The organism is Ferruginibacter sp. (assembly GCF_014377975.1).
Lineage (GTDB): Bacteria > Bacteroidota > Bacteroidia > Chitinophagales > Chitinophagaceae > Ferruginibacter.
Genome location: NZ_JACMOO010000248.1, coordinates 1 through 21040, shown reverse-complemented (window position 1 = coordinate 21040; position 21040 = coordinate 1). Strand labels below are relative to the sequence as shown.

General features: G+C 39.3%; 14 protein-coding genes. 2 read left to right on the top strand and 12 right to left on the bottom strand.

The features are described from left to right. The 5 genes from H7254_RS13145 to H7254_RS13125 all read right to left on the bottom strand — a co-directional run. Nucleotides 1-558, bottom strand: a 558-nt coding sequence (locus H7254_RS13145) for a hypothetical protein (RefSeq protein ID WP_301933404.1), incomplete at its 3' end; no start/stop codon positions are given. Between the two features lie 93 nt (nucleotides 559-651). Next, on the bottom strand, nucleotides 652-2691 hold the full coding sequence (locus H7254_RS13140) for a beta-N-acetylhexosaminidase (RefSeq protein WP_301933403.1): 2040 nt from the start codon (nucleotides 2689-2691) through the stop codon (nucleotides 652-654). A gap of 20 nt (nucleotides 2692-2711) precedes the next feature. Further along, nucleotides 2712-4481, bottom strand: coding sequence for a SusD/RagB family nutrient-binding outer membrane lipoprotein (locus H7254_RS13135; protein ID WP_301933402.1), 1770 nt, complete (start codon nucleotides 4479-4481; stop codon nucleotides 2712-2714). Between the two features lie 49 nt (nucleotides 4482-4530). Next, a complete protein-coding gene (locus H7254_RS13130; protein ID WP_301933401.1) occupies nucleotides 4531-8031 on the bottom strand; it encodes a SusC/RagA family TonB-linked outer membrane protein in 3501 nt (1166 codons plus the stop codon). Between the two features lie 168 nt (nucleotides 8032-8199). Continuing rightward, entirely contained in the window at nucleotides 8200-8952 is a 753-nt protein-coding gene (locus H7254_RS13125; RefSeq protein ID WP_301933400.1) for a DeoR/GlpR family DNA-binding transcription regulator, read from the bottom strand. 109 nt (nucleotides 8953-9061) lie between these two features. Between H7254_RS13125 and H7254_RS13120 the strand changes: the two genes are divergently transcribed. Beyond that, nucleotides 9062-9868 carry an N-acetylmuramic acid 6-phosphate etherase gene (locus H7254_RS13120; protein WP_301933399.1) on the top strand — a complete coding sequence of 269 codons (807 nt, stop codon included), beginning with the start codon at nucleotides 9062-9064 and terminating at the stop codon, nucleotides 9866-9868. A 36-nt stretch (nucleotides 9869-9904) separates the two neighbouring features. Then, a complete protein-coding gene (locus tag H7254_RS13115) occupies nucleotides 9905-11161 on the top strand; it encodes a sugar MFS transporter (RefSeq protein ID WP_301933398.1) in 1257 nt (418 codons plus the stop codon). Between the two features lie 694 nt (nucleotides 11162-11855). Here H7254_RS13115 and H7254_RS13110 read toward each other — a convergent pair. The 7 genes from H7254_RS13110 to H7254_RS13080 all read right to left on the bottom strand — a co-directional run. Then, the gene (locus tag H7254_RS13110; protein ID WP_301933397.1) at nucleotides 11856-13802 is read right to left on the bottom strand and encodes an amylosucrase; all 1947 of its coding nucleotides are present in this window, start codon (nucleotides 13800-13802) and stop codon (nucleotides 11856-11858) included. A gap of 17 nt (nucleotides 13803-13819) precedes the next feature. Then, the gene (locus tag H7254_RS13105) at nucleotides 13820-14806 is read right to left on the bottom strand and encodes a carbohydrate kinase (protein ID WP_301933396.1); all 987 of its coding nucleotides are present in this window, start codon (nucleotides 14804-14806) and stop codon (nucleotides 13820-13822) included. A gap of 50 nt (nucleotides 14807-14856) precedes the next feature. After that, the gene (locus tag H7254_RS13100; RefSeq protein WP_301933395.1) at nucleotides 14857-16344 is read right to left on the bottom strand and encodes an MFS transporter; all 1488 of its coding nucleotides are present in this window, start codon (nucleotides 16342-16344) and stop codon (nucleotides 14857-14859) included. 121 nt (nucleotides 16345-16465) lie between these two features. Next, nucleotides 16466-17464 carry a LacI family DNA-binding transcriptional regulator gene (locus H7254_RS13095; protein ID WP_301933394.1) on the bottom strand — a complete coding sequence of 333 codons (999 nt, stop codon included), beginning with the start codon at nucleotides 17462-17464 and terminating at the stop codon, nucleotides 16466-16468. Nucleotides 17465-17536: 72 nt separating this feature from the next. Next, nucleotides 17537-19144 carry an alpha,alpha-trehalase TreF gene (gene treF, locus H7254_RS13090; RefSeq protein ID WP_301933393.1) on the bottom strand — a complete coding sequence of 536 codons (1608 nt, stop codon included), beginning with the start codon at nucleotides 19142-19144 and terminating at the stop codon, nucleotides 17537-17539. 841 nt (nucleotides 19145-19985) lie between these two features. After that, on the bottom strand, nucleotides 19986-20234 hold the full coding sequence (locus H7254_RS13085; protein WP_301933392.1) for a hypothetical protein: 249 nt from the start codon (nucleotides 20232-20234) through the stop codon (nucleotides 19986-19988). A gap of 307 nt (nucleotides 20235-20541) precedes the next feature. After that, nucleotides 20542-21040, bottom strand: a 499-nt coding sequence (locus tag H7254_RS13080; protein WP_301933391.1) for a TonB-dependent receptor, incomplete at its 5' end; no start/stop codon positions are given.

Genomic DNA, 21040 nt, shown 5'->3' with positions numbered 1-21040 from the left:
TACCCACAACCCTTCTTTACCATCTGAAACAGCGCCGCGTACAGAACGGGCAATGGCATAATCTCTCTTTACAAATTCATTACCTGTACTTATCCAAACGCCTTCCGGACCGAGCGCATACACACCTTCTTTAGAGGTACAAATAACTGACACAGGGCCACTGGTACCCGGAACCTGCTGCAGTAAATTGTTTTGAAGTTTAAAAACTCCTTTCCATGTACCTATCCAAATCACTCCGTTGATATCTACGGCTACAACATAGGCCGGCCCTTTATCCGTATCGGAAAAGGGCAATAAATTCCAGGTAGTTTCGCCTTCATTTTTTTTGAATGCTCCTGCAGCTGTTGCTATGTAAATAGCAGATGATTTATCTACTGCAATACTCCGGACATTATTTTCAGCAGCAGTTTTTCCCACAGGATACCCCTCATGGTATTCCTGCAAAAATTTATCTCCGGCTTTATATAATTTATTTACAGAAAAGCTTTGGGAACCCTTTTGGCTGTAGGCTCCTTTTAAAAAGAATAAAACAAAAATTAAGAAAGTGAATATTCTCATAACTATTACTAATTTAAAAAAAATTCAACGCAGTTCTTTATCTCTTCTAAAGTTTTAAACTTTGGAAAAATGATTCCCCCATTATTTAAAACTTTACAAAATGGTTACCCTTTCTACTAATTTTTGTATCGCATTTACCACTTGTATTTCACATCTTCCTCCTTGTTGTTTTGCGCTGGTTGCTATAGCAATTTTTTGTTTCAGCCATTCCGTATCCGCCGTTTTTTTATCGTGTATATATTGCAATGCTTCCAATCCGGCGGCGGCCAATGCTGAAAGATTTTCTGATAACAGGGATGCTTCTGACAGCGCTGGTGAATTTAACAGCAGGTGTTTAAATGCTACATTATTTTCCTGCCAAAGGATTAGTTTATCCCTAATTTCTTTTTCAGAAATCGTGGATAGATTTATTAAAAATGCTTCTACCTGTTCATTAAATATTCTTGGCACCTCCTGGTCGGGTGAAGCTATATCCGCAAGTTTTGTAAAAGGTGAAAACACGGTGTACATGGTATCGCCTTCATTGCGTTCATATATTTTCAATGGTTCCAACACGCTAACCAATACTTCCAATGGTTTTGTATTATAGCCATTGCAGAGCCGCCGCATCAATACTTGTTTATAAGATAAATGCTGCAGGCCAAGTGACTCCAGTTGCAGGCTAACTATATCAAGCCGGCGATACATATCATCCACATTATTGACTGTTTTAGGCGACCATAATCTTTCTGCAATAGCAGCAGTACGGGGCCAAATCCTCGAATCTACTGTTACAGGGGTCACCAGTTCACTCCACATGGTTGCTTCGCCGCCTAGTATAAAATTCTTTTGTATTTCGGTCAGTTTTACACTGTCAGGAATGGGATCATTCAGGTAATGATAAGAAGCAGGTTGAATCAGATCAATGTAGTAACCGTAAGAAAGAATTGCCTTATACCCTTTTCTTACCGAGCTGTAAAAAGCTTCGTTTCCCCGCCAGGATTGAATGGTAATTTCTTTGGGCAATCCGGGTTGTAACACTTCATCCCACCCGATCATTTTTTTGCCGGTTTTTTTGATGATGGGTAATAATCGCTGGTTAAAATATGTTTGTAAATCCATGGTGGTTTTCATGCCATGAACCTTCATAAATGCTTTTATATGCGGAACAGCAGCCCAGTCTTTACCTGTATTTTCATCCCCGCCAATATGAAAATAGTCATCAGGAAAAAGAGACGACATCTCCGTAAAAAGCTTTTCTAAAAAAGGATACAGCTTTTCATTGGTAGGATCCATCACCGGATCAAACACACCAAAATATCGTTGTAACTGATAAGTTTTTTTTACACTTGCAAACTCAGGATACGCAGTAAGTATTGCAGTAGTATGCGCCGGAACAACAAATTCCGGTACTACCCTGATCCCTCTTTGCGCAGCGTAATTTACAATAGTATTGATCTCTTGCTGTGTATAAAAAATACCATCCGAAGCCATCTGTTGCAGCCGTGGAAAAAGCTTTGACTCCACCCTGAAACCCTGGTCGTTACAGAGATGAAGATGCAGTACGTTCATCTTTACTGCGGCCATACCATCCAGTGTTCTTTTCACTACATCCACTGGCATAAAATGCAGGGCTACATCCAGTAATAACCCCCGCCAGGCAAACCTTGGATTGTCGCGGATGGATACGCCCGGAAAATAATATCCTGCCGCATCCGCACTTACCAGTTGCAATAAAGTTTCCAACCCATGTATAGCACCAAGGTCAGTAACTGTAGTAATCCTGATTTTCCCTGTATGGATTTCAAGTGTATAACTTTCATCTTCATCCAGTTTCAGCAATCCAGGCCGTTGTATATTTATAAGCAATGTGGATGTAGTATCCGTATCATTTGATGTTACATAACCCTGCATATCAAGAAAAATCCCGGTTTTGTTGCTCAAACGCCTTACAAACCTGCTGGCTTCTGAATACATGCGGGAATTGGGTTTACCTGTTACAGCTACCCTGAATTGCCCGCTAATGCCAACCCTGCCAGCATTTACCTTTACTAACGCAGGTACGGGCATCAGGTTAAACGTTTGGTTTAGCCGGGCATAAGAAAACAGACCCATAATAACTGAAACAAATACCAATAACATTTTTTGAGCCATAGCGCTATTTCTGAAATTTATTACCACGGCTTACCTGTTCCATCCACCAACCAAAATTTTGACCAGGAGCTGTTATTGCCGTCTGCGCCTATATATGCAGATGCTTTTAATTTAGCAATGGCTGCATCGCCATTGGTTGCATTGTTTTGCAGTTCTGTATTGTCATAAGCAAAACGAAGTGGAATGACGCCGCGGAAGGAAGCCCAACCCACTGTTAATAGAGGATAGCCGGTTCTTCTCCAATCCATATAAGCCTCATTACAGGCCTGCCAGGATGCGATCCACTTCTGTTCTATAATTCTTTGCAGGGTGTTATCAAAAGCTACAGCAGGCTGTGCTATATAACTGTTATAATCTTTTACGCAACCATAATAATTGTCCACATCATTACTGTGATTACTGAAAACTTGCCAGTTATCGAATGATGCTTTGATGCCTTTTTTATACCATTGTTCTGCAGTACCTCCTACACTCCATCCCTTTTGTGCAGCTTCTGCCAAGTCAAAGCATATTTCGGCATATGATAAAACTCTTTGTGCTAAAAGAGGACCGCTTTTATTATCATAAATATCAACACGCAGGTAGGATACAAAATTGTTTAAGGAAGTTGGCTGGCTACCCGATGTATTAATGTTATAGCCGTAATCGGTAGTACCATAGCTTGCCGGAATACCTACATACCTTGATGAGGTATCATATAAGCTCTTTAAACTACTTGCAATTGCACCAAACGGTCTGTCTTGTGTATATGTTGCAGGATCATATTGTTTAAATCCTATAGCAGTGGCGGCAGCGGGATTGATATACCTCACTCCACCAACTATGTTGGTAAGAGTGCTGTTATCTCCCGGAGTAAACTTACTGCCATCTCTAATAGAAGGGGTTCCTATTGGCTCAGCCATTATAACAATGCGGGGATCTTGCAAAGTTTTAAGCTTCATAGTAAGTGTACCACACATTTTATTTCTATGAAACCCGGAAGCTCCGCTAAAAACGGTACAAAACTGGTACGAGGAAGACTGGTCATTTCCAGATAAAGTCATCATAAAATCTTCATCGTTACTTTGAATAACATTGGCTGCCACGGCTTCAACACCTGCCTTTACATCCATTTTAGACGATAAGCGCATATAGTAACGCAGCAACATTGAGTTAGCTAATTTTTTCCATTTACCAGGATCGCCGCCATAAAATACATCAGAAGTTTGTGTAACTCCGGTAATTTCAGGATGGTCGTTCATAGTGCCACTCAAGAAAGGAATGGCTGCCTGCAGATCGGCAATAACGCGGGCATAAATTTGTTCCTGTGGATCGAAGACGGGGAATAAATTTTGGCTGCCTGACTGATCCCCATTTAAGGACATTGAATCAGGCGCATCGCCCCAAAAATCTGCAATATTGCCATAGCTAAAAGCACGCATTACCAAACCCACTCCCTGGTGAAAATTCCAGCCATTGGTTTGTGCTTTTTGCAGAAAAAGTTTATTATCTCTTAGTATTCCATAGTTCTGTGACCAGGATTTAGGGTCCCATGCATAGCCACTAAACCCATTGCCAAAAGCATCCTGGTAGGTTTGTTGCATGGCGCCGGAAAAATCCCCCGATCCCAGATTACCATACCAGGTAGCTGATTGGGTAAGCACATTTGCCATCAGATAATCCGGTGAAGCTACATCGGATGTAATTGAGTTAGGGTCGCTGTTAAGTACTGAAAATTTTTTACAGGCACCCAAGGTTATTATTGCCAATAAAACGCAGATAACCGTAATCTTATTTTTTGCGCTTTTCATTTTTTTCTTTTTTTAGATATTACTAAATTGATAATATTATTTGATTGGCTTAGAAACGTACATTTAGTTTTACACCTACCGGTATTGTCCATGGTGTAATATTGAACCTTTCTACCCCTTGCCTGAACTGAGAGCCATTTCCCTGAGTACCAGTTTGCATCTGGTAAGCCAGTTCAGGATCAATACCTGCTTTTGCCTTGGTCCAGATGATGATGTTTCTGGTATATAAACCCAAGGACATGCCTTGTACTTTAAGGCTATTTGACCATCTTTTTGGTAATTCAGTTGAAATGGTTAATTCCCTTAATTTAATATAAGAGGCATCGAACATACTAAATCTGTCAAACCCCCAGTTACCGGTTGTTGCATCACCATAATAATCATATTTTGTAGTAGCAGGGTCTCCCAGGTTTTCAATATAACCTCCACTACCATCACTGTAAACACCCGGATAAAAACTGCCATCATTGAAAGTAATTCCATTGTCACCGTCTTTAAAAGGAAACCCTCCGGAAGCTGCATTTGGTCCACCTACAACATGAAACAGATCATAATTATTTGGCAGTATAATAAGGCTGCCTGCATTTGCTTTAAGGTAACCGGGGATATCATTTTTATTTTGATCAGGAATTTTAATTCCCAGATTTGTCTGTCTGCCCATCACCGCATCTGATTGCAAATAACGATAGGTTTGAGAGAAGAAAGTACCCCCTAAGCGTGTATCAATACTTGCATTCAGCGTAATTGACTTATAAGTAAGTGAAGTTTGAATACCCAGCAGTAATTTAGGATTAAAATTACCCACCACAACTTTGTGCTGGAAGTCGCCATTACCAACTTTTTGTAAACTACCATCATCAGCCAAAAGAGGCCAACCATAGTATTTTGAACTTTTATCTGTAACTGTTGCTACAACGTTATCCCATAACTGACCGAGTTTACCATCGCTGATAATCTGTTGTCCATTTGCATCAAAGCTATTGGGGATTGGCTCCCCCTTGGCATACGTCCAGGAGCCGCTTCTGCCCGCATCCCAGAATTTAAAATATTTCACACCATTGGTTAAGGACATAACATACGCATCGTTCTTGGTGTAATTCACACTTAAATCCCAGGTAAGATCTTTTTTAGAAATAAGCGTTCCGGCAACTCTTAACTCAATACCCTGGCTGCGTACCAACCCTGCATTGATCTGCCTTGAGCTGTATCCTGAGGAAGCAGGTGTGGAGATGCCCAATATCTGGTTACTATTGTCAGAACGGTAAACAGTTCCTTCAAAACGTAACCGGTTTTTAAATAAATTGATCTCTAATCCTAGTTCAGTTGAAATAGCCTGTTCCGGTTTTAAATTCGGATTCTTCAAAGTTCCGCCGGTTCCTTGTGTTACAATACCACCAAAGCTACCCATGCCTACTGATGGCAACAGGTTGTATGGGTCGGTATCTTTACCCACACTTGCCCAACCACCTCTTAGTTTAAATAAATTTACATTTTTACCAAAATCTATTATTTTGTTTAACAACAGACTAACGGAAGCCGAAGGATAAAAATAAGAGTTATTAGCCGCAGGCAATGTGCTCGACCAGTCATTTCTACCTGTTACATCAAGATAAGCTAAATTTTTGTAGCCTAAAGAAGTAGTGGCGTATAAGCTATATACTGCTTTTTGAGAATATCCCGAAGCATACCTGATATTGCTTTGAGCAATGTTGGACAGGTTGAAAAATTCAGGTGCTATAATTCCACTATGTTGTGCAGAGGAAGTAGCTAAACCAGATCCATAAGTGTACAGGAGATTTCCACCCACCGAAGCGGATAAATCAAAATTATTACCAACCTTATTTTGGTAAGTGGCAAGAAAATCGGTGTTGCTTTCTGAGGCCATACTATTTGATAAGCTATAAAACCCTTTTTGCTCATCGTTATAGCTTTTAGATATCCTCGTTTCTCTGTTTTCATAAAACAGATCTTGCGAGTAGCGGACAAATGCACTTATGTGTTTATTTACCTGGTAGTTAATTTTAATATTTCCAAATAAATGATTACGCAAAAAACTATTTTTAACCTGGTTAAGTACAAACCATGGATTGTTTTCGTAATCGCCACTCGTTTGGTCCCATAAATCTGATCCATCAATTGCTACGGGCGGTAATGGTTTACGTTGCTGTATACCGGGTGTTAGCCAGTAATTTTTCATTTGCCTTACATCGGTACTTGGTGATAAATAAGCAACCGCCTTTAACACACCATCATTAGAAGCTAAGATATTGTCGGAACTTGACCTGTTATAACTGATAACAGAAGTTATTTTTAAAGCATCGTTCAACTTATGCTCAACATTTAAAGAAAGATTATGCCTCATCAATCCGGTAGTTGGGATAATTCCTTTGTTGGTTGTATTTGAGTAAGAGAAACGGTAATTGTCTTTTTCAGTAGCATTTTCAACAGAAAGACTATTGGTGGTAGTAAGTCCGGTTTGAACAAAGTTTGCCATATTATTATGGCTTGTTAATGGCATTGGTATATAATTACCGTTGGCATCTTTTGGACTGTTGAATTGAATGGCATTATATCCCTGGTTTAATGGGGTACCAAAACGATAAGTGGTGGTATTTCCCAAATCAACCAATACTCCATTCAGGCTATTGGCACCGTTGGCTTCTGTATAAGCATGGTTGCCTGAGGTATAGTTTAGGTTAGTAGGAAGGTAGTGGTAAGGAGTGGCTGTTTCAGTGGTTGAACTAAATGTTAAGCCAAGGCCTTTTTGTTTTTTACCCGTTTTAGTTGTAATCAATACAACACCGTTACCCGCTCTTGAGCCATACAAGGCTGCAGCGCTGGGTCCTTTTAATATCGATACATTTTCTACATCATTGGGGTTTAAATCTGATAATACATTCCCATAATCAACATCATTATTATTACCATTATTGGTACCAACATTATTCATTGAGTTTTTTAGTGGTACTCCATCAATAACAAATAAAGGCTGATTATCACTGTTTAATGAACGCATACCACGAATAACTACGCTAACGGAAGATGTTGGAGATGCACCAGTTGAGCTTACTGTTACACCAGAAACTTTGCCCGCCATCGCATTCAGTACATTTGTTTGTGCCACCCGGTTCATGTCTTCGCCGCTTATTTGCCCTACATCATAGCCGAGTGATTTTTTTGTCCTCGTGATTCCCAGCGCCGTTACCACCACACCTGAAAGTACGTTACCGTTACTTGCTTCCAGCACTACATTAATGACCGTTTTTCCTTTAATAGGAATTTCTGCAGCGGTATATCCTACAAAGGAAACCACCAGCCTGGCATTTGAACCTGAAACGGATAATTCAAAATTTCCGGATGCTGTAGTCATCACGGTGTTTTTACCACCCTTTTCCGATACACTTGCTCCGGCAAGAGGGCCCGCTAAATCGGATACTTTCCCTTTTATAGTCTGCTCTTTCTGAGCTATAACATACGTATTTGTTACAAGTGTAAGTCCCAGCAATATCAGCCATTGCAATATTGATGTGGATAAAATTTTCTTTCTCATGTTGGTTTTTTTTCAGTGATGAAATCAGACATCTTTTTTTGTGAATTAATATTGTTTGACTTTGTTTTGGTCAATTGTAAACAACTGAGCAGGTTATTTAACCTGGTTAAATCAACTTCGGTTCTGCTCGTCAAAACCCGTCACTATGGTAAATTATTTTTGGCCCACTTATATAAGTACGGGTTTAGCTTTTCCTGTATAAGCAGACAATACCGGACTGTCGGGCGATAACTCTGTTATTATATAATCAACATCCGATATATCACTGATCTTGATTTTTTGGACTGTGTTAAATTTTTCCGCAATGCAAACCACTGCTACTTTTTTAGCTGCGTCTATCATTGCTTTTATAACATGTACCACTTCCCAGTCTGAATCAGTAAGACCATTCTGAACTGAAATACCATTTGTACCAATGATACACAAATCAAATTTTATATTGGATAATTCATTTATTACACCTGCCCCGGTATGTATATTGGCATTTTTGGCAAGCCTGCCGCCAATGGTTATTACGTCAATATTTTCATGCTCTGCCAACTTAAGGGCTACTTGCGGGCATACCGTAAAAAAAGTAGCCTGTAAATCCCCTGGTATTTGTTTGGCAATTTCCATGATGGTCGTTCCTCCTTCCATTAAAATCAACATATCTTTTTTAAAAAGCCCAATTGCTTTGTGTGCAATAACCTGCTTTGCCTGATGTGCGTAAACCGGATGTTGTCCATCAAACGGATAATGAAAAGTTTTACTCATCGCTCCCCCATGCACTTTTAAAATCAAATCCAGGTCAGCCAACTCATTCAAATCCCGGCGTATCGTATCCTCAGAAACAATAAGATGTTCACTTAAATCGGTAGTCAGCACCTTGTTGTGAAGATTTATTTCCCTTAAAATAATTTTATGCCTTTCCTCCTTCAACATTTGTTTTTAATTATACGTTAAAATTAAAACTACATATTTTTGCGTGAATGTACATACTTTTACAAAAAAAGTAAGAAAAAAAACGCAAACTTAACACTAACCTAATGTTATGACCACTATTACAGAGCAACCGTCTGTTCACCGGAATCTTGAATCAAAAAAGATAGAAGAGATTACTTTTTTAATTAATAATGAAAATGCTACCGTAACCCGGGCCATAGAAGAAGCCTTGCCACAAATTAATCAGCTCATCTATGCTGTTGTAGATAAATTAAAAAAAGGCGGAAGGATGTTTTACCTCGGTGCCGGAAGCGGTGGGCGGCTTTCTGTATTGGATGTTATTGAATTACCTACCACCTTCGGAATAGAAAAGGGAATAGTAAACACCATTCTTGCAGGTGGTATTGAGCATTTAATTGAAGCCAGGGAAGAAATGGAAGATAATTTTTATGAAGGATGGGAAAGACTGGTAAATGAAAATGTAACAATAAATGACATAGTTATAGGTATTTCTGCAAGTGGCACTACGCCTTTTGTATTAGGCGCACTGGAGGCTTGCCGCAAAAATAATATTACCACCGGATGCATTGTAAGTAATCCAGGTTCTCCTATTGCCAAACAAGCTGATTACCCTGTTGAAGTAATTACAGGACCAGAATTTATTACAGGCAGTACCAGGATGAAATGTGGCACAGCACAAAAGATACTTTTTGATATGATCAGTACCACCGCAATGATTCAGCTTGGCAGAGTGGAAGATAACCAAATGATACACGTTCAACTGATCAATAATAAGATAACCGACCGTGCGGTAAAAATGCTAATGGGTAGAACGGCTATTGGTTCCTATGAAGAAGCAAAGACTTTATTACTTCAACATGGCAGTGTGAAAACCGCAATTGACCATTTGAAATAGCACTATATTACTTCTTGAAGAACAGCCTTTTGATTTATGCGATTAAACAAACCCATTTTTATTATCGGTACATTGTTTTTTGTATTTGGATTTTTAACCTGGCTGGGTTCTGTACTAATACCTTATCTCCGGATTGCATGTGAATTAAATAATCTGGCATCCTATCTGGTAGCCTTTTCATTTTACATTTCCTATATGGTAATGGCTATTCCGGCAGCAGCTTTATTAAAACGCACCGGTTATAAAAAAGGCATGTCAGTCGGTTTGTTCATCATGGCTGCGGGAGCTTCTTTATTTATTCCTGCTGCCCTGGCAAGATCGTACCTGTTATTTCTTAGTGGTCTTTTTATACAAGGTTCGGGTCTGGCTATTTTACAAACAGCCGCAAATCCATACATCACAATACTAGGCCCGTTGGAAAGCGCCGCCAGGCGAATAAGTATAATGGGCATTTGTAATGGTATAGCCGGGGTAATTGCACCATTAATTTTAGGAGCTGTTATTTTAAAAGATGCCGACGAAATAAAAGGCCGTATCGCCGGTATGGCCCTGATACCGAAGACTGAAATTTTAAACAATCTGGCACAACGCGTTATAGTACCTTATGCAGTTATGGCATCAATACTGCTATTACTGGCTATAGTTATCCGCTTATCGGCGCTTCCTGAAATAGATACAGATGCAGAAGACAAAACAGTTGCTTTCTCCAATAGTAATAAAACCAGTATCCTTCAGTTTCCACATTTACTTTTTGGAGTGTTAACCTTATTTCTTTACGTAGGAACAGAAGTGATTGCCGGCGATACAATTATAAATTACGGATCATCACAAGGCATTCCAATTTCTACATCCAAATTTTTTACAAGCTGTACGCTTAGCTTAATGCTGGCAGGCTATGTGATAGGAATCATTATTATTCCAAAATATATTTCACAGGTAAGGGTGTTAAAACTGTCTGCAACGCTGGGGCTTATTTTTGTGGGTATGGCGCTGCTAACAAATGGTTATGTTTCTGTAGCATTTATTGCTTTGCTGGGTCTTGCCAATTCGCTTGTGTGGCCTTCTATCTGGCCACTGGCAATTAACGGCCTCGGCAGGTTTACAAAAACGGGCTCCTCCCTTTTAATAGCAGCCATTGGCGGTGGTGCATTGCTGCCGCTTTTATATGGATGGCTAGCAGATAAATTTTCACCCCATCATGCTTATTGGGTTGTTGTACCCTGCTACTTATGCATTTTGTATTATGCAAAAGCAGGTCATAAAATTGGTTTAACATCAAAAAATAATCAGTGATACTTTTAGCCGGCAGTGGATCCATCAAAACAAACTGATGCCTACTTCATCCAAAAGAGGATATTTATTATTTTGATACAGAGGGTTACAATCCCTATACAGCCGATAATGGCTATACACATCTGCTTGTAAAAAGTGCATTGGCAGATTTTTTTGAATGACTTGTTACAAAGTACCAAAACTATGAACAATATACTTTTAACTTTACCGGTTCTATTGGCATGCACTTAAAAAAATACTTCCGGAAACAACAGCCTTGTATAACATGAAGGTTGGTGTAATTCTTAAAACGTCGATTGAGAGGCTTACAAAATATCATTTGCCGAAGAAACAAAAAACCGAAATCAATTCTTTTGCCGTTTTTACTGCACAGCGTCTATAACTACCCAGGCGAAAATGAGCAGTATCTGAAATATGCACTTTTTTGTTACAAATGATTAATGCGAATGATGCCGGTTGGGAAGATAAAAAAAGAGGTTCAGAAATTCAGGTGTAAATCATTTTAATTAGTGTTATCCGTGTTACATTTTTTTAGATAAACTTGTAAAATTTAGAGTGGTACCCATGCATGGACCATGCACCTGTAGACACATTTAAGCCTGTAAGTAAGATTCTAATTAGATATCCCCCAATTCCTCTTGTTGAAGTAAAATAGATCTTTCGTACATTTCTAAAGCAGTAATGAGATAGTTTTTTACTTGGCTTCCAACAAAGAAAAAGAATAAGGTTCAATTATCAAAAATTCCCGATCCCTTCCCACGAGGTGTTCCTGCTGATTCCAGTGATCATACAATACTATCGGTGGATTTCCTTTTTCTTTTACCGCCTGCCAGTCAACAAAAGCCACTTCATTTTTAAAATTAAAAAAACAAAATAAACGCTGGTCTTCCTTCTGTCGCAAAAATCCGGCTACATGAATGTTGTAGGGTGTAAGCCAGGTGAGGTTGCTTAAATCTGCCACCATGGATAGCCTTTTTCTAAGACTGATAAGTTGTTGGGTAGCTTTAAAAATACGTTGCTCACTTGAGCCTTCCATTTCGATATTATTATTTTTATTCCAGTCAATTACCGGGCGATGCATCCAGCGGTTATCGTAATTTTTTGCCGGGTTGCTGAGGTAACTGTAATCGTTGGTGTAACCTACTTCATCTCCATAAAATAACATAGGCAACCCGCCAATAAAAAAGCTGCAGGCCTGCATTAAAATGATCCGGTTGATGGCGGTATTGATTGCTGCTTCATCGTTGTTACTGATGGCTTTTTCTAATCCGCAAAGCGATGCCAATGTACCACTGATTCTTGCATCCTGTGTTTTTGGATTTACAGAAAATAAAGCACCTGTTGCAGTGGAACCGGGTGTATTACCCGAATAAAAATCTTTTAAAAATTTTCGGTGCTGATAAGGATTAAAAGATGCCTGCTGAATCATATAATCATCATATCCCAAACCAATGTCATCGTGACAACGGGTATAAGTTATCCAGGAACTGCCGTAAGGTTTTTTTAGCAGTTCGTGCTGCGCAGCCAGCATTACCCGGGTATCGCCGGTTGCCAGTGCATCCCACTGCAATGCCATTTGGGTAGCGTTGTATGCAAAGTCGCATTCTTTAGCTGTGTAGTTACCCGTGCCAAAATAATACATGATTTCTTTAGGAGCCACAATGGCTTCGCCCAGCAATGCCATTCCCGGAGAGACAACCTGTACACACTGTTTCAGCAGGCGCAACAAGGTGTGCGCTTTGGGTAAATTCTGGCAAGTGGTGCCGGGTTCTTTCCAGATAAAAGCAGGCGCATCAATGCGCAATACATCCATGCCAAGGTTGGCATAAAATAATATAATGTTCAGCATTTCTACAAACACAGCGGGGTTGCTGAAATTAAGATCCCACTGGTAATTGTGAAAAACAGTCATCACCCATTTATCACATTCCGGAACATAAGTAAAACTACCCGGTGCCGTTTCAGGAAAAATATCTGGCATGGTTTGCTCAAAAATATCCGGCATGGTACGGTCATCATACATATAAAAATATTCCTGATAATGCGGGTCGCCTTCCTTTGCTTTTATGGCCCATTCCTGCAAACGGGAAGTATGGTTCATCACAAAATCAGTCATCAGGTACATGCCTGCTGTATTCATTTTTTGCTGCAAGGCTATTAAGTCCTCCAGCGTACCAAACCGGTCATTTATTTTTCTAAAATCAGACACTGCATAGCCCCCATCGCTTTCCCCGGCAGGACTTTCAAACAAAGGCATCAGGTGTAAAAAATTTACACCGAGTTTATCAAAATAAGAAAGCTTGTCGCCAAGATTGGAGAGGCTGCCGCAGAATTGATCGACATATAAACTCATCCCCGTGATTTCGTTGCTTAGAAACCAATGGCCTTTTTCTGCCTTGGCGACATCTGTTTTTTTTAATGCCGGTTTTCTTATTTTATGGGCTGCTGCAAGTGTATCTATCAATAAATTGAACTGAGTGCCGGCCCTGGGATGTTGTTTGTAAAGCTCATGGTACAATGATTGTATTGTTGAACCATTGGCAATTAAACGACTGTAAAAAGACAGGTCATCTTCCTCCTTACCAATTCTAAATTTTAAAAGAGCAGAATTTATTTCCTGATGCAATAAATAATCATACATATTTTTCTCTGTAACTGTTACTTAAAAATATCGGTGGTTAAATGTTTAAACGCTTCCATTGCACCCATGTATTCGCAGGTACGGGCACCTGCTTTATTTGCATTTACAACCGTTTGATGCCATTCAATTTCTGATAATGACAGTATTTGATCCAGCGATTTATCGCTTAGCTGGTATAACAGCGCCCCCACAAATGCATCGCCGGCGCCGGTAGTATCCACAGGCTTTACTGGTATGCTGGGAACAACTACTGTCTTCTTATTCAGCCCGAGCATTGTTCCTTCTTTACCAAGTGTAATAGCAAAAATACCCGTTGTTTTTTCCAGCAAAATGGTCACCGCATCTGTTAAGTTGGATGCCCCTGTAATCAGCAAGGCTTCGTCATCGCTTACTTTAAAAAAATGGCAGTATTTTAAAAAATTCCACGACTGATCGATAAATGTTTTGGTTTCTGTTTTAAATAAAAGCTGGCGAAAGTTGGGGTCAAAACTGATAAAGATATTTTTCGATAAAGCCTTTTGCAATAAGCCCTGGTAAGCAGCCTGCAAAGGGCCTGGCAAAAATCCTGTAGCAGAACCAAAATGAATAATAGAGAATTCATCCAGGTTAATATTGTCTACTTCCGCCAGACTTAATTGTCCATCCGCCCCACGGTTAAAATAGAAATCGCGTTCGCCGTTTTCCATTAGTGAAACAAAAGCGAATGTGGTAAAATAATGTTCATCCTGCAATACATATTTTGTTGAAATACCAAAATCCTGCATCACTTCTATCAGGTGTTTTCCAAAGGGATCAATCCCAACCTTAGCCGCCAGTTCTACATTGCCACCCAGGGCAGCAATTGCAGCAGCAACATTGGTTGGTGCACCACCGGCTTTTTTTAAAAAATTATTACCGTCAGAAAGTGACTTGCCTTTATCGGTACAAATCATATCTATCAATGCTTCGCCGATGCAAAGTATTTTGCCTTTTATTTCTGCAGGTTTATTTGAAACAATATTCATACAATTAAATTATTTTATGACCATATAATTAATAAAAAATAAAACAAATTCTAATGCCCGCCACTGAAAGGTATGCTGATACCGTCCGAAGTTTTCGCGGCTTTTATCAGCAGTGTGAGCAAGGCTGCAATTAACAAAAACGCTCCGGCAAATGAAACGGCATTTCTTGCATCATTATTTAAAAAATGCTTTAAAATGAAGCCAAAAGTAGTTGTTTGTATAAGCATAGGTATTACAATCATCATGTTGATGATGCCCATGTAAACGCCATATCTTTCTTTCGGAATTTTGCTTACTACCATTAAATAAGGAATACCCATCATGCTGGCCCAGCCAATACCGAAGCCGGTGATGGCCGGGAAAAGTAAATATTTATTTTCAATGTGCGGGAAAACAAGCAAACCAGCACCCGCCAGCACCAGGCAACCAAAGTGCACCATTTTAGGAGAATATTTTTTTGCAAACCATACCAACCCAAAGGCGCATAAAAACGTTACAATGTTATACCATCCGTTTACAAGTCCTGTCCAGCCCACGGCTTTTTCATACAACGCACCGTTTTGCTGAGGAGTAGTTTTCCATACAGATAAGGCAATACTTTTGGAGGAGTTTTGCCAGTAACAAAACAAAGCATACCATTGAAATAAATACACCAGTGCCAGTTGCCACATTACTTTAGGCATACTTAATATGGCATCAATAATCTCAATATTTTGGGCAAATAATATTTTAATGGTTGGGTGAGTGGCAGCGTAATTCAGGAATTTTCTGTATAACCCCTTTGAAAAAAAAGAGGGTATGATGAGTGCAATAAGAACTACATAAGCAACAACGGTAGTAAGAATGGATAAAAAAAACTGCACAACCGGAGAAGGCATTCCTTTATTTTTTTTATTTAATTCCTCCAGTTCATCTGCCGAAGGCGGTATTTCAGGTGTTGATTTAATGCTCCACAAAACAGAACCGATGGAACAAACAGCCCCTAAAAAAAAGGAGGCAAAAACCCAGGTGGGCAACTTGCCGGTTTTGCCAATAAAGATCATCGGGAAAATAAACAGCGAAACATTCGCCAGGGTTTGTCCAAAGCCGGTAAAAAAGCTCTGCGCCTGAAAGCCGGTGGGCTGCTGGGTTGCATCCAATTTATCGGCTATAAAAGCACGGTAAGGTTCCATGGCGGTATTGTTACCGGCATCCAATACCCATAATAAACCAGCTGCCATCCACAAAGCACTGCTAAAAGGAAACAGGAACAATGCAATGCTGCAGATCATAGCGCCAATAAGAAAATACGGTGTTCTCCGGCCAAATTTCGGATGCCAGGTTTTATCGCTCAATGCCCCGATGATGGGTTGAATAATTAAACCTGTTAGCGGACCGGCAAGGTTAAGCCAGGGAATTTCATCGGGCTTAGCGCCTAAAAAATCGTAAATGGGATTAACAGCACTTTGCTGTAAACCGAAACTATACTGAATGCCAAAAAAGCCAACATTCATGTTGATGATTTGCTGAAAACTAAGCCGGGGCTTTAATAATGACATATGCAGGCAACGTTTAAATATATCGTTGCAGAAAGATAATTATAGAATGGGTGGAACGACTTTTATGCCTTTCTGCAAACGTTTGATGTGAGCATTTAATATCCCTGCTAAGATATGGATATTATAAAGATTGCCCTTCTACCAAATAAGAATCTATGTACAATTCCTGGTAAGGTACATCTTCATTTACACAGGTCATCATAGCAGAGAGGGCCAGTTCGCCTAACTTGTAACCACTTGTTTCTACATAGGTAATTTCGGGGGTGTATAATTTGGGAAAGAAATCGCTGTTGCTGATAGAGAGCACAGCAACCTCCTGCGGAATTTTAAGACCAAGCTCCTGGATGGCTTTCATGGTGTGGGTTAAAATAACATCTGTCATACAAAATATAGTATCCGGTCTTTCATCCGCTTGCAATTTTTGTTTTATGATTTCTTTGGTATTTTCGGCATGGCTGGCATGGTAAATGAGTAATTCCGGAGCAGTATTATTTTGCTCAAAAACGTTTTTAAATGCTTTGAGTCTTTTTTGAGATATGGACAAACTTGGCTCTGCAAAAATTGCCAGCACCTTTTTTTTATTTTTTTTGAGGATGGCTTCTGCGGCTATGGTGGCGGCTGTTTCATCGGCAAAACATACCCGGTTGCAATTAGTGTTATCCGGTACCCGGTCGAAAAATATTACCGGGATATTGGATTTGCTCAGGCTTTGGAACAATTCGAAATTGGAAGTGCCGGGGGTAATGCAGGCAAACAATCCTGCTACCCGTTGCTTTTTACAATATTTAATGTGGTTGGCCTCAATTTCGGCATCATCATCCGTTTTAAGAATGATGAGTGTATACCCAACTTTTCTACTTTCGTTTTCAACCGCATCAATAAACGAGGTGTAAAAAAGATTGCTGACTTCCGGCACAATTAAACCAAATATATTGCTGTGGCTGGTGCTTAATTGTATGGCAAATGGATTGGGTTCGTATTCCAGCATTTCTGCCAGTTCCTTCACTTTCTGTTTGGTAATATCTGCAATATCCGGATGATCTTTTAATGCCCGGGAAGCAGTAGAGATACTTATATTAAGTAGCTGTGAAATTTTTTTGAGCGTTATAACATCTGACATTCGTATCGGCAAATAAACGTTATTATGAAAAAGAATTTTTAATAAGGCAGTACAACCGCTGGTATAGCTGCTTTACTGTAAAATACCTTTTTTTAATGTTTTCCGCGGCATGGTTTCCGTCTTTTTCCATTCCTGTAATTTTGCCTTCATAGCCAGGTAAACTCCATTAGTCCAGCCAAAGCCATCCTGCGACTTATACTCGCCGCCACCTGCATCCAGCTTGCTATCCACTACATTGTATTTTTCCATCATTTTACCCGTATTGGTATACACTTTTTCATTCAGCGCAACCCACCTTGCTGCAATATCTTTCGCCTGGTTTTTCAATCCATAGTTATCCAAACCTTTTACGGCTATCCATTGCAACGGTGCCCAGCCATTGGGGGCATCCCATTGCTGGCCGGTGGTTTTTAAAGTGCTCACCACGCCGCCGGACTTTAAAAATTTAGCTTTTAATACTGCGGCTATTGCAGCGGATTGTTTTTTGGATGCAATATTAAAAAACAAAGGACTGACGCCGGCAATGGTTTGTTCTGTGCTTTGTTTTTTGGTTGAGATTATGTAATCGTAATACCAGCTTTGTTTTGTGTTAAAGCAGTATTTGTTAATGGCCGCTTTTCGTTTTGCAGCAGCATTGGTATATTCCATGGCTGCCGAAATATTACCTGTTTGCCTGTAAGCCTTTGCCAGTGTGAGTTCCAGGTTCAACATAAGGCCATTCAGATCAACGGGTATACTATTGGTAGTTTGAATGGTATTAATAGATTCACCATCTGCAAACCAGCGGCTGCTAAAATCCCAGCCACTCTCAGCCCCGCTTCTTAACTCTTTGCTTTTTTTTTCAAAGGCTGCAGCGTCGCCCCTGGATTCTGTAGTGGCGATTTCAAAATCTTCCTTAAAACTTTCCTGCCTTGGTTTTATATCTGCATCGTAATATCGATTCAGAATACTTCCATCAGGCATGGTAACGGCATGTTTGGTAGCAGCTGTTTTATCCATCCAGTAATCGTATTCTTTTTGTAATTCTTTTTGATAGGTGGCATAAACCGAAGCACCTTTTTTATCAGCCAGCAGGTTTACCATCATGGCAAAAAAAGGGGGCTGGCTGCGGCTTAAATAATAACTTCGGTTACCATTGGGAATGTGTCCGTAGGTATTGATGAGAAAAGCAAAGTTGTTGATCATGTTTTCAATCATCTCCCATTCATTGCTTTCCTTTAAGCCCAGCATGGTAAAGTAACTGTCCCAGTAATAAATTTCCCTGAAGCGGCCACCCGGCACAATGTAGGGATAGGATAATGGCAATAAAGAACTGCCTTCAACAGCCACATCCGGATTGCGTTTTAAAACCTGCCACAAACTTTTAATGTGCGTTGCAAGGTCTTGCTTTGTATCGGATGTGTAATTGATGGTGGGAATAACGGGCATATCAAAGTTATCCGCCACAAATTTTTTCAGGTTAAAGTTAGGGCCTTTTGCGAGGCCATAATCGTACATAATGTCTGCAACTTTTCTTTTTGGAGTACAGTCAACAAAAGTTTTACCATCTGGAAAAATTCGCTGCAACTGAACCTGTATAAAAAGATCTCCATAAATTTTATCGGGTGTAAGCGTAGATGCCTGTTGCGCCATTAATACCATGGGAATAATGGCGAGGCAAAATAATATCAATCGTTTCATGTTATAAATCTACCAAAAAAATAATAGCCATCCTCAAATTGCATTCAGACGAAAGTATTCTTTTATGGTAACCCCCGTAAATAAACATTGAAATATTGTTTGTTTAAAATAGCATGAATAGTTGGATGTTTGTCACCGCAGGATAACGAAATATTTCCCATTCATGAAACCTATCCTCATGAGCGAGGAGTGCAGGAATGAACGTTTTGTGATACAGAGTAATATTTAGTTTGCTAATTAAAGACACTTCTTATTTTTCAGTAATAAAAGGAAACGGTTTGATAGAATGGAGTTACTTATTTTAGCATAGATAAAAACTTCGTAGCGATTTTAAATGACAGATACTTCTAAATATATCAGGACCGGTTTTTTTGAGAATGTAAAAGGCAACGATTGCGTCTTAATTTCAGTTGACATCCAAGGGCTACTAGAAATTGAAAAAGCTTTTCTTCAACTTTCTAAAGGATCTCCTTTAATTGACTTTTCAATCCTCAAGTGCTTAGACCAAAAATATCATGTTGCAATAAAGGCATATAACGATACAACCAACATCGGATTGAAACAAATTGACAAAGGGAGATTTGAATGGAGACTTACAAAAATAAAATGGTAGCAGTTTCGAGAAATGGCGACTGCATTATATCTTAACGGTAAAGATGGATACCAAGATTTAAATACAGAAGCTGACGACGAAGATTTGCACAGTTTACAAATTGTTTTATCTCTTTACGAATACCAATTAAGTTTTTGGAAAGTACATTTTAGCACTTGCAATGGTTAATAAATTAGATTTAAGAGACAAGACAAAACAGCTATCAACACAATAAAAATAGCCACAAGTTCACCATGAAAAAAGTTCTACTGTTATCAATGGCTTTACCGTTTTTTTGTACAAATGAGCAACGCCAACAATCGTGTTATTTTGTAAACCAAAAATAGTTTTTGCATATTGCCTTTCAAATGTCATGAAACTTTTATCATAATCCAGTAAATTCATCACGGCAGCCTTCCCAATTGTATCAAAATACCCCTGCCCTTTTTTTAACAGTTTACAGTGGCAGGCGTTTTTTGTTACGAGCCTTAATCCCAATTACCAAAAATTATTTCCCCCGAAGGCTGCTTGTGCCGGTTAATTTACTGGCGCTTTCGCTGCTTTCAAATTTAAACGATGTAGCATACTCCGCTACCAATGCAGGATCAGCCAGCATTTGCAAGGAAAGCTTACACCAGGTTCAATAATTTGAATCAATACAAATTCCTGTTTATAATTAAAGTTTTTCAGTATTGTTATTGTCTTTTGATCTGTTTAAAGATAACTTCAATTTCTTCTAAGGGGGAAGACCTTTGCTTTGCTGTACTGAATTTATATCGGTTGCAATTTGATTAATTTTTAATAATTAAAATTTTGTTCCTACCGAGATATTAAATGTTCTTCCATCAGCTGGTAAAATTCCCGGTCCAGGGTAAAATGCAATTCGCCTGTTAAAATATTTTTCGTTTGTAAAATTGTTGATACCTGCCGACAAATGACACTGTTTGCTAAACTGCCAGTTGCAATTAAAATCCAAAACATGATAAGCCGGAATCGCTCCAATTACTCCATTGCTGCTGGATGCTGTGTTAAAGGCATCATTGTAACTTTTACTAGTATAACTATATTGAAAATTAAAAGATACTTTTTTACAAATAAATTCCAGGCCGCTTTTATAAACCCAGGCCGGTGCGTTTTCTACACTATTTCCTTTAATCTTTTTATTTACGCCTGCCTGATTGATGCTTCCTGTTATGTATTTTGCATCATTGTATGCAATGGAACTAAAGAGTTTTAAATCCCTGTTTGATTTTTTTGGAGCAAATAGTTTCATCAATGAAATTTCGCCAAAAGCTTCGATGCCC

Coding starts and splice junctions, on each gene's coding strand:
- H7254_RS13095 (WP_301933394.1), bottom strand. CDS start 17,464: ATGTCAGATGTTATAACGCTCAAAAAAATTTCACAGCTACTTAATATA.
- H7254_RS13100 (WP_301933395.1), bottom strand. CDS start 16,344: ATGTCATTATTAAAGCCCCGGCTTAGTTTTCAGCAAATCATCAACATG.
- H7254_RS13105 (WP_301933396.1), bottom strand. CDS start 14,806: ATGAATATTGTTTCAAATAAACCTGCAGAAATAAAAGGCAAAATACTT.
- H7254_RS13110 (WP_301933397.1), bottom strand. CDS start 13,802: ATGTATGATTATTTATTGCATCAGGAAATAAATTCTGCTCTTTTAAAA.
- H7254_RS13115 (WP_301933398.1), top strand. CDS start 9,905: ATGCGATTAAACAAACCCATTTTTATTATCGGTACATTGTTTTTTGTA.
- H7254_RS13120 (WP_301933399.1), top strand. CDS start 9,062: ATGACCACTATTACAGAGCAACCGTCTGTTCACCGGAATCTTGAATCA.
- H7254_RS13125 (WP_301933400.1), bottom strand. CDS start 8,952: ATGTTGAAGGAGGAAAGGCATAAAATTATTTTAAGGGAAATAAATCTT.
- treF (WP_301933393.1), bottom strand. CDS start 19,144: ATGAAACGATTGATATTATTTTGCCTCGCCATTATTCCCATGGTATTA.
- H7254_RS13135 (WP_301933402.1), bottom strand. CDS start 4,481: ATGAAAAGCGCAAAAAATAAGATTACGGTTATCTGCGTTTTATTGGCA.
- H7254_RS13140 (WP_301933403.1), bottom strand. CDS start 2,691: ATGGCTCAAAAAATGTTATTGGTATTTGTTTCAGTTATTATGGGTCTG.
- H7254_RS13130 (WP_301933401.1), bottom strand. CDS start 8,031: ATGAGAAAGAAAATTTTATCCACATCAATATTGCAATGGCTGATATTG.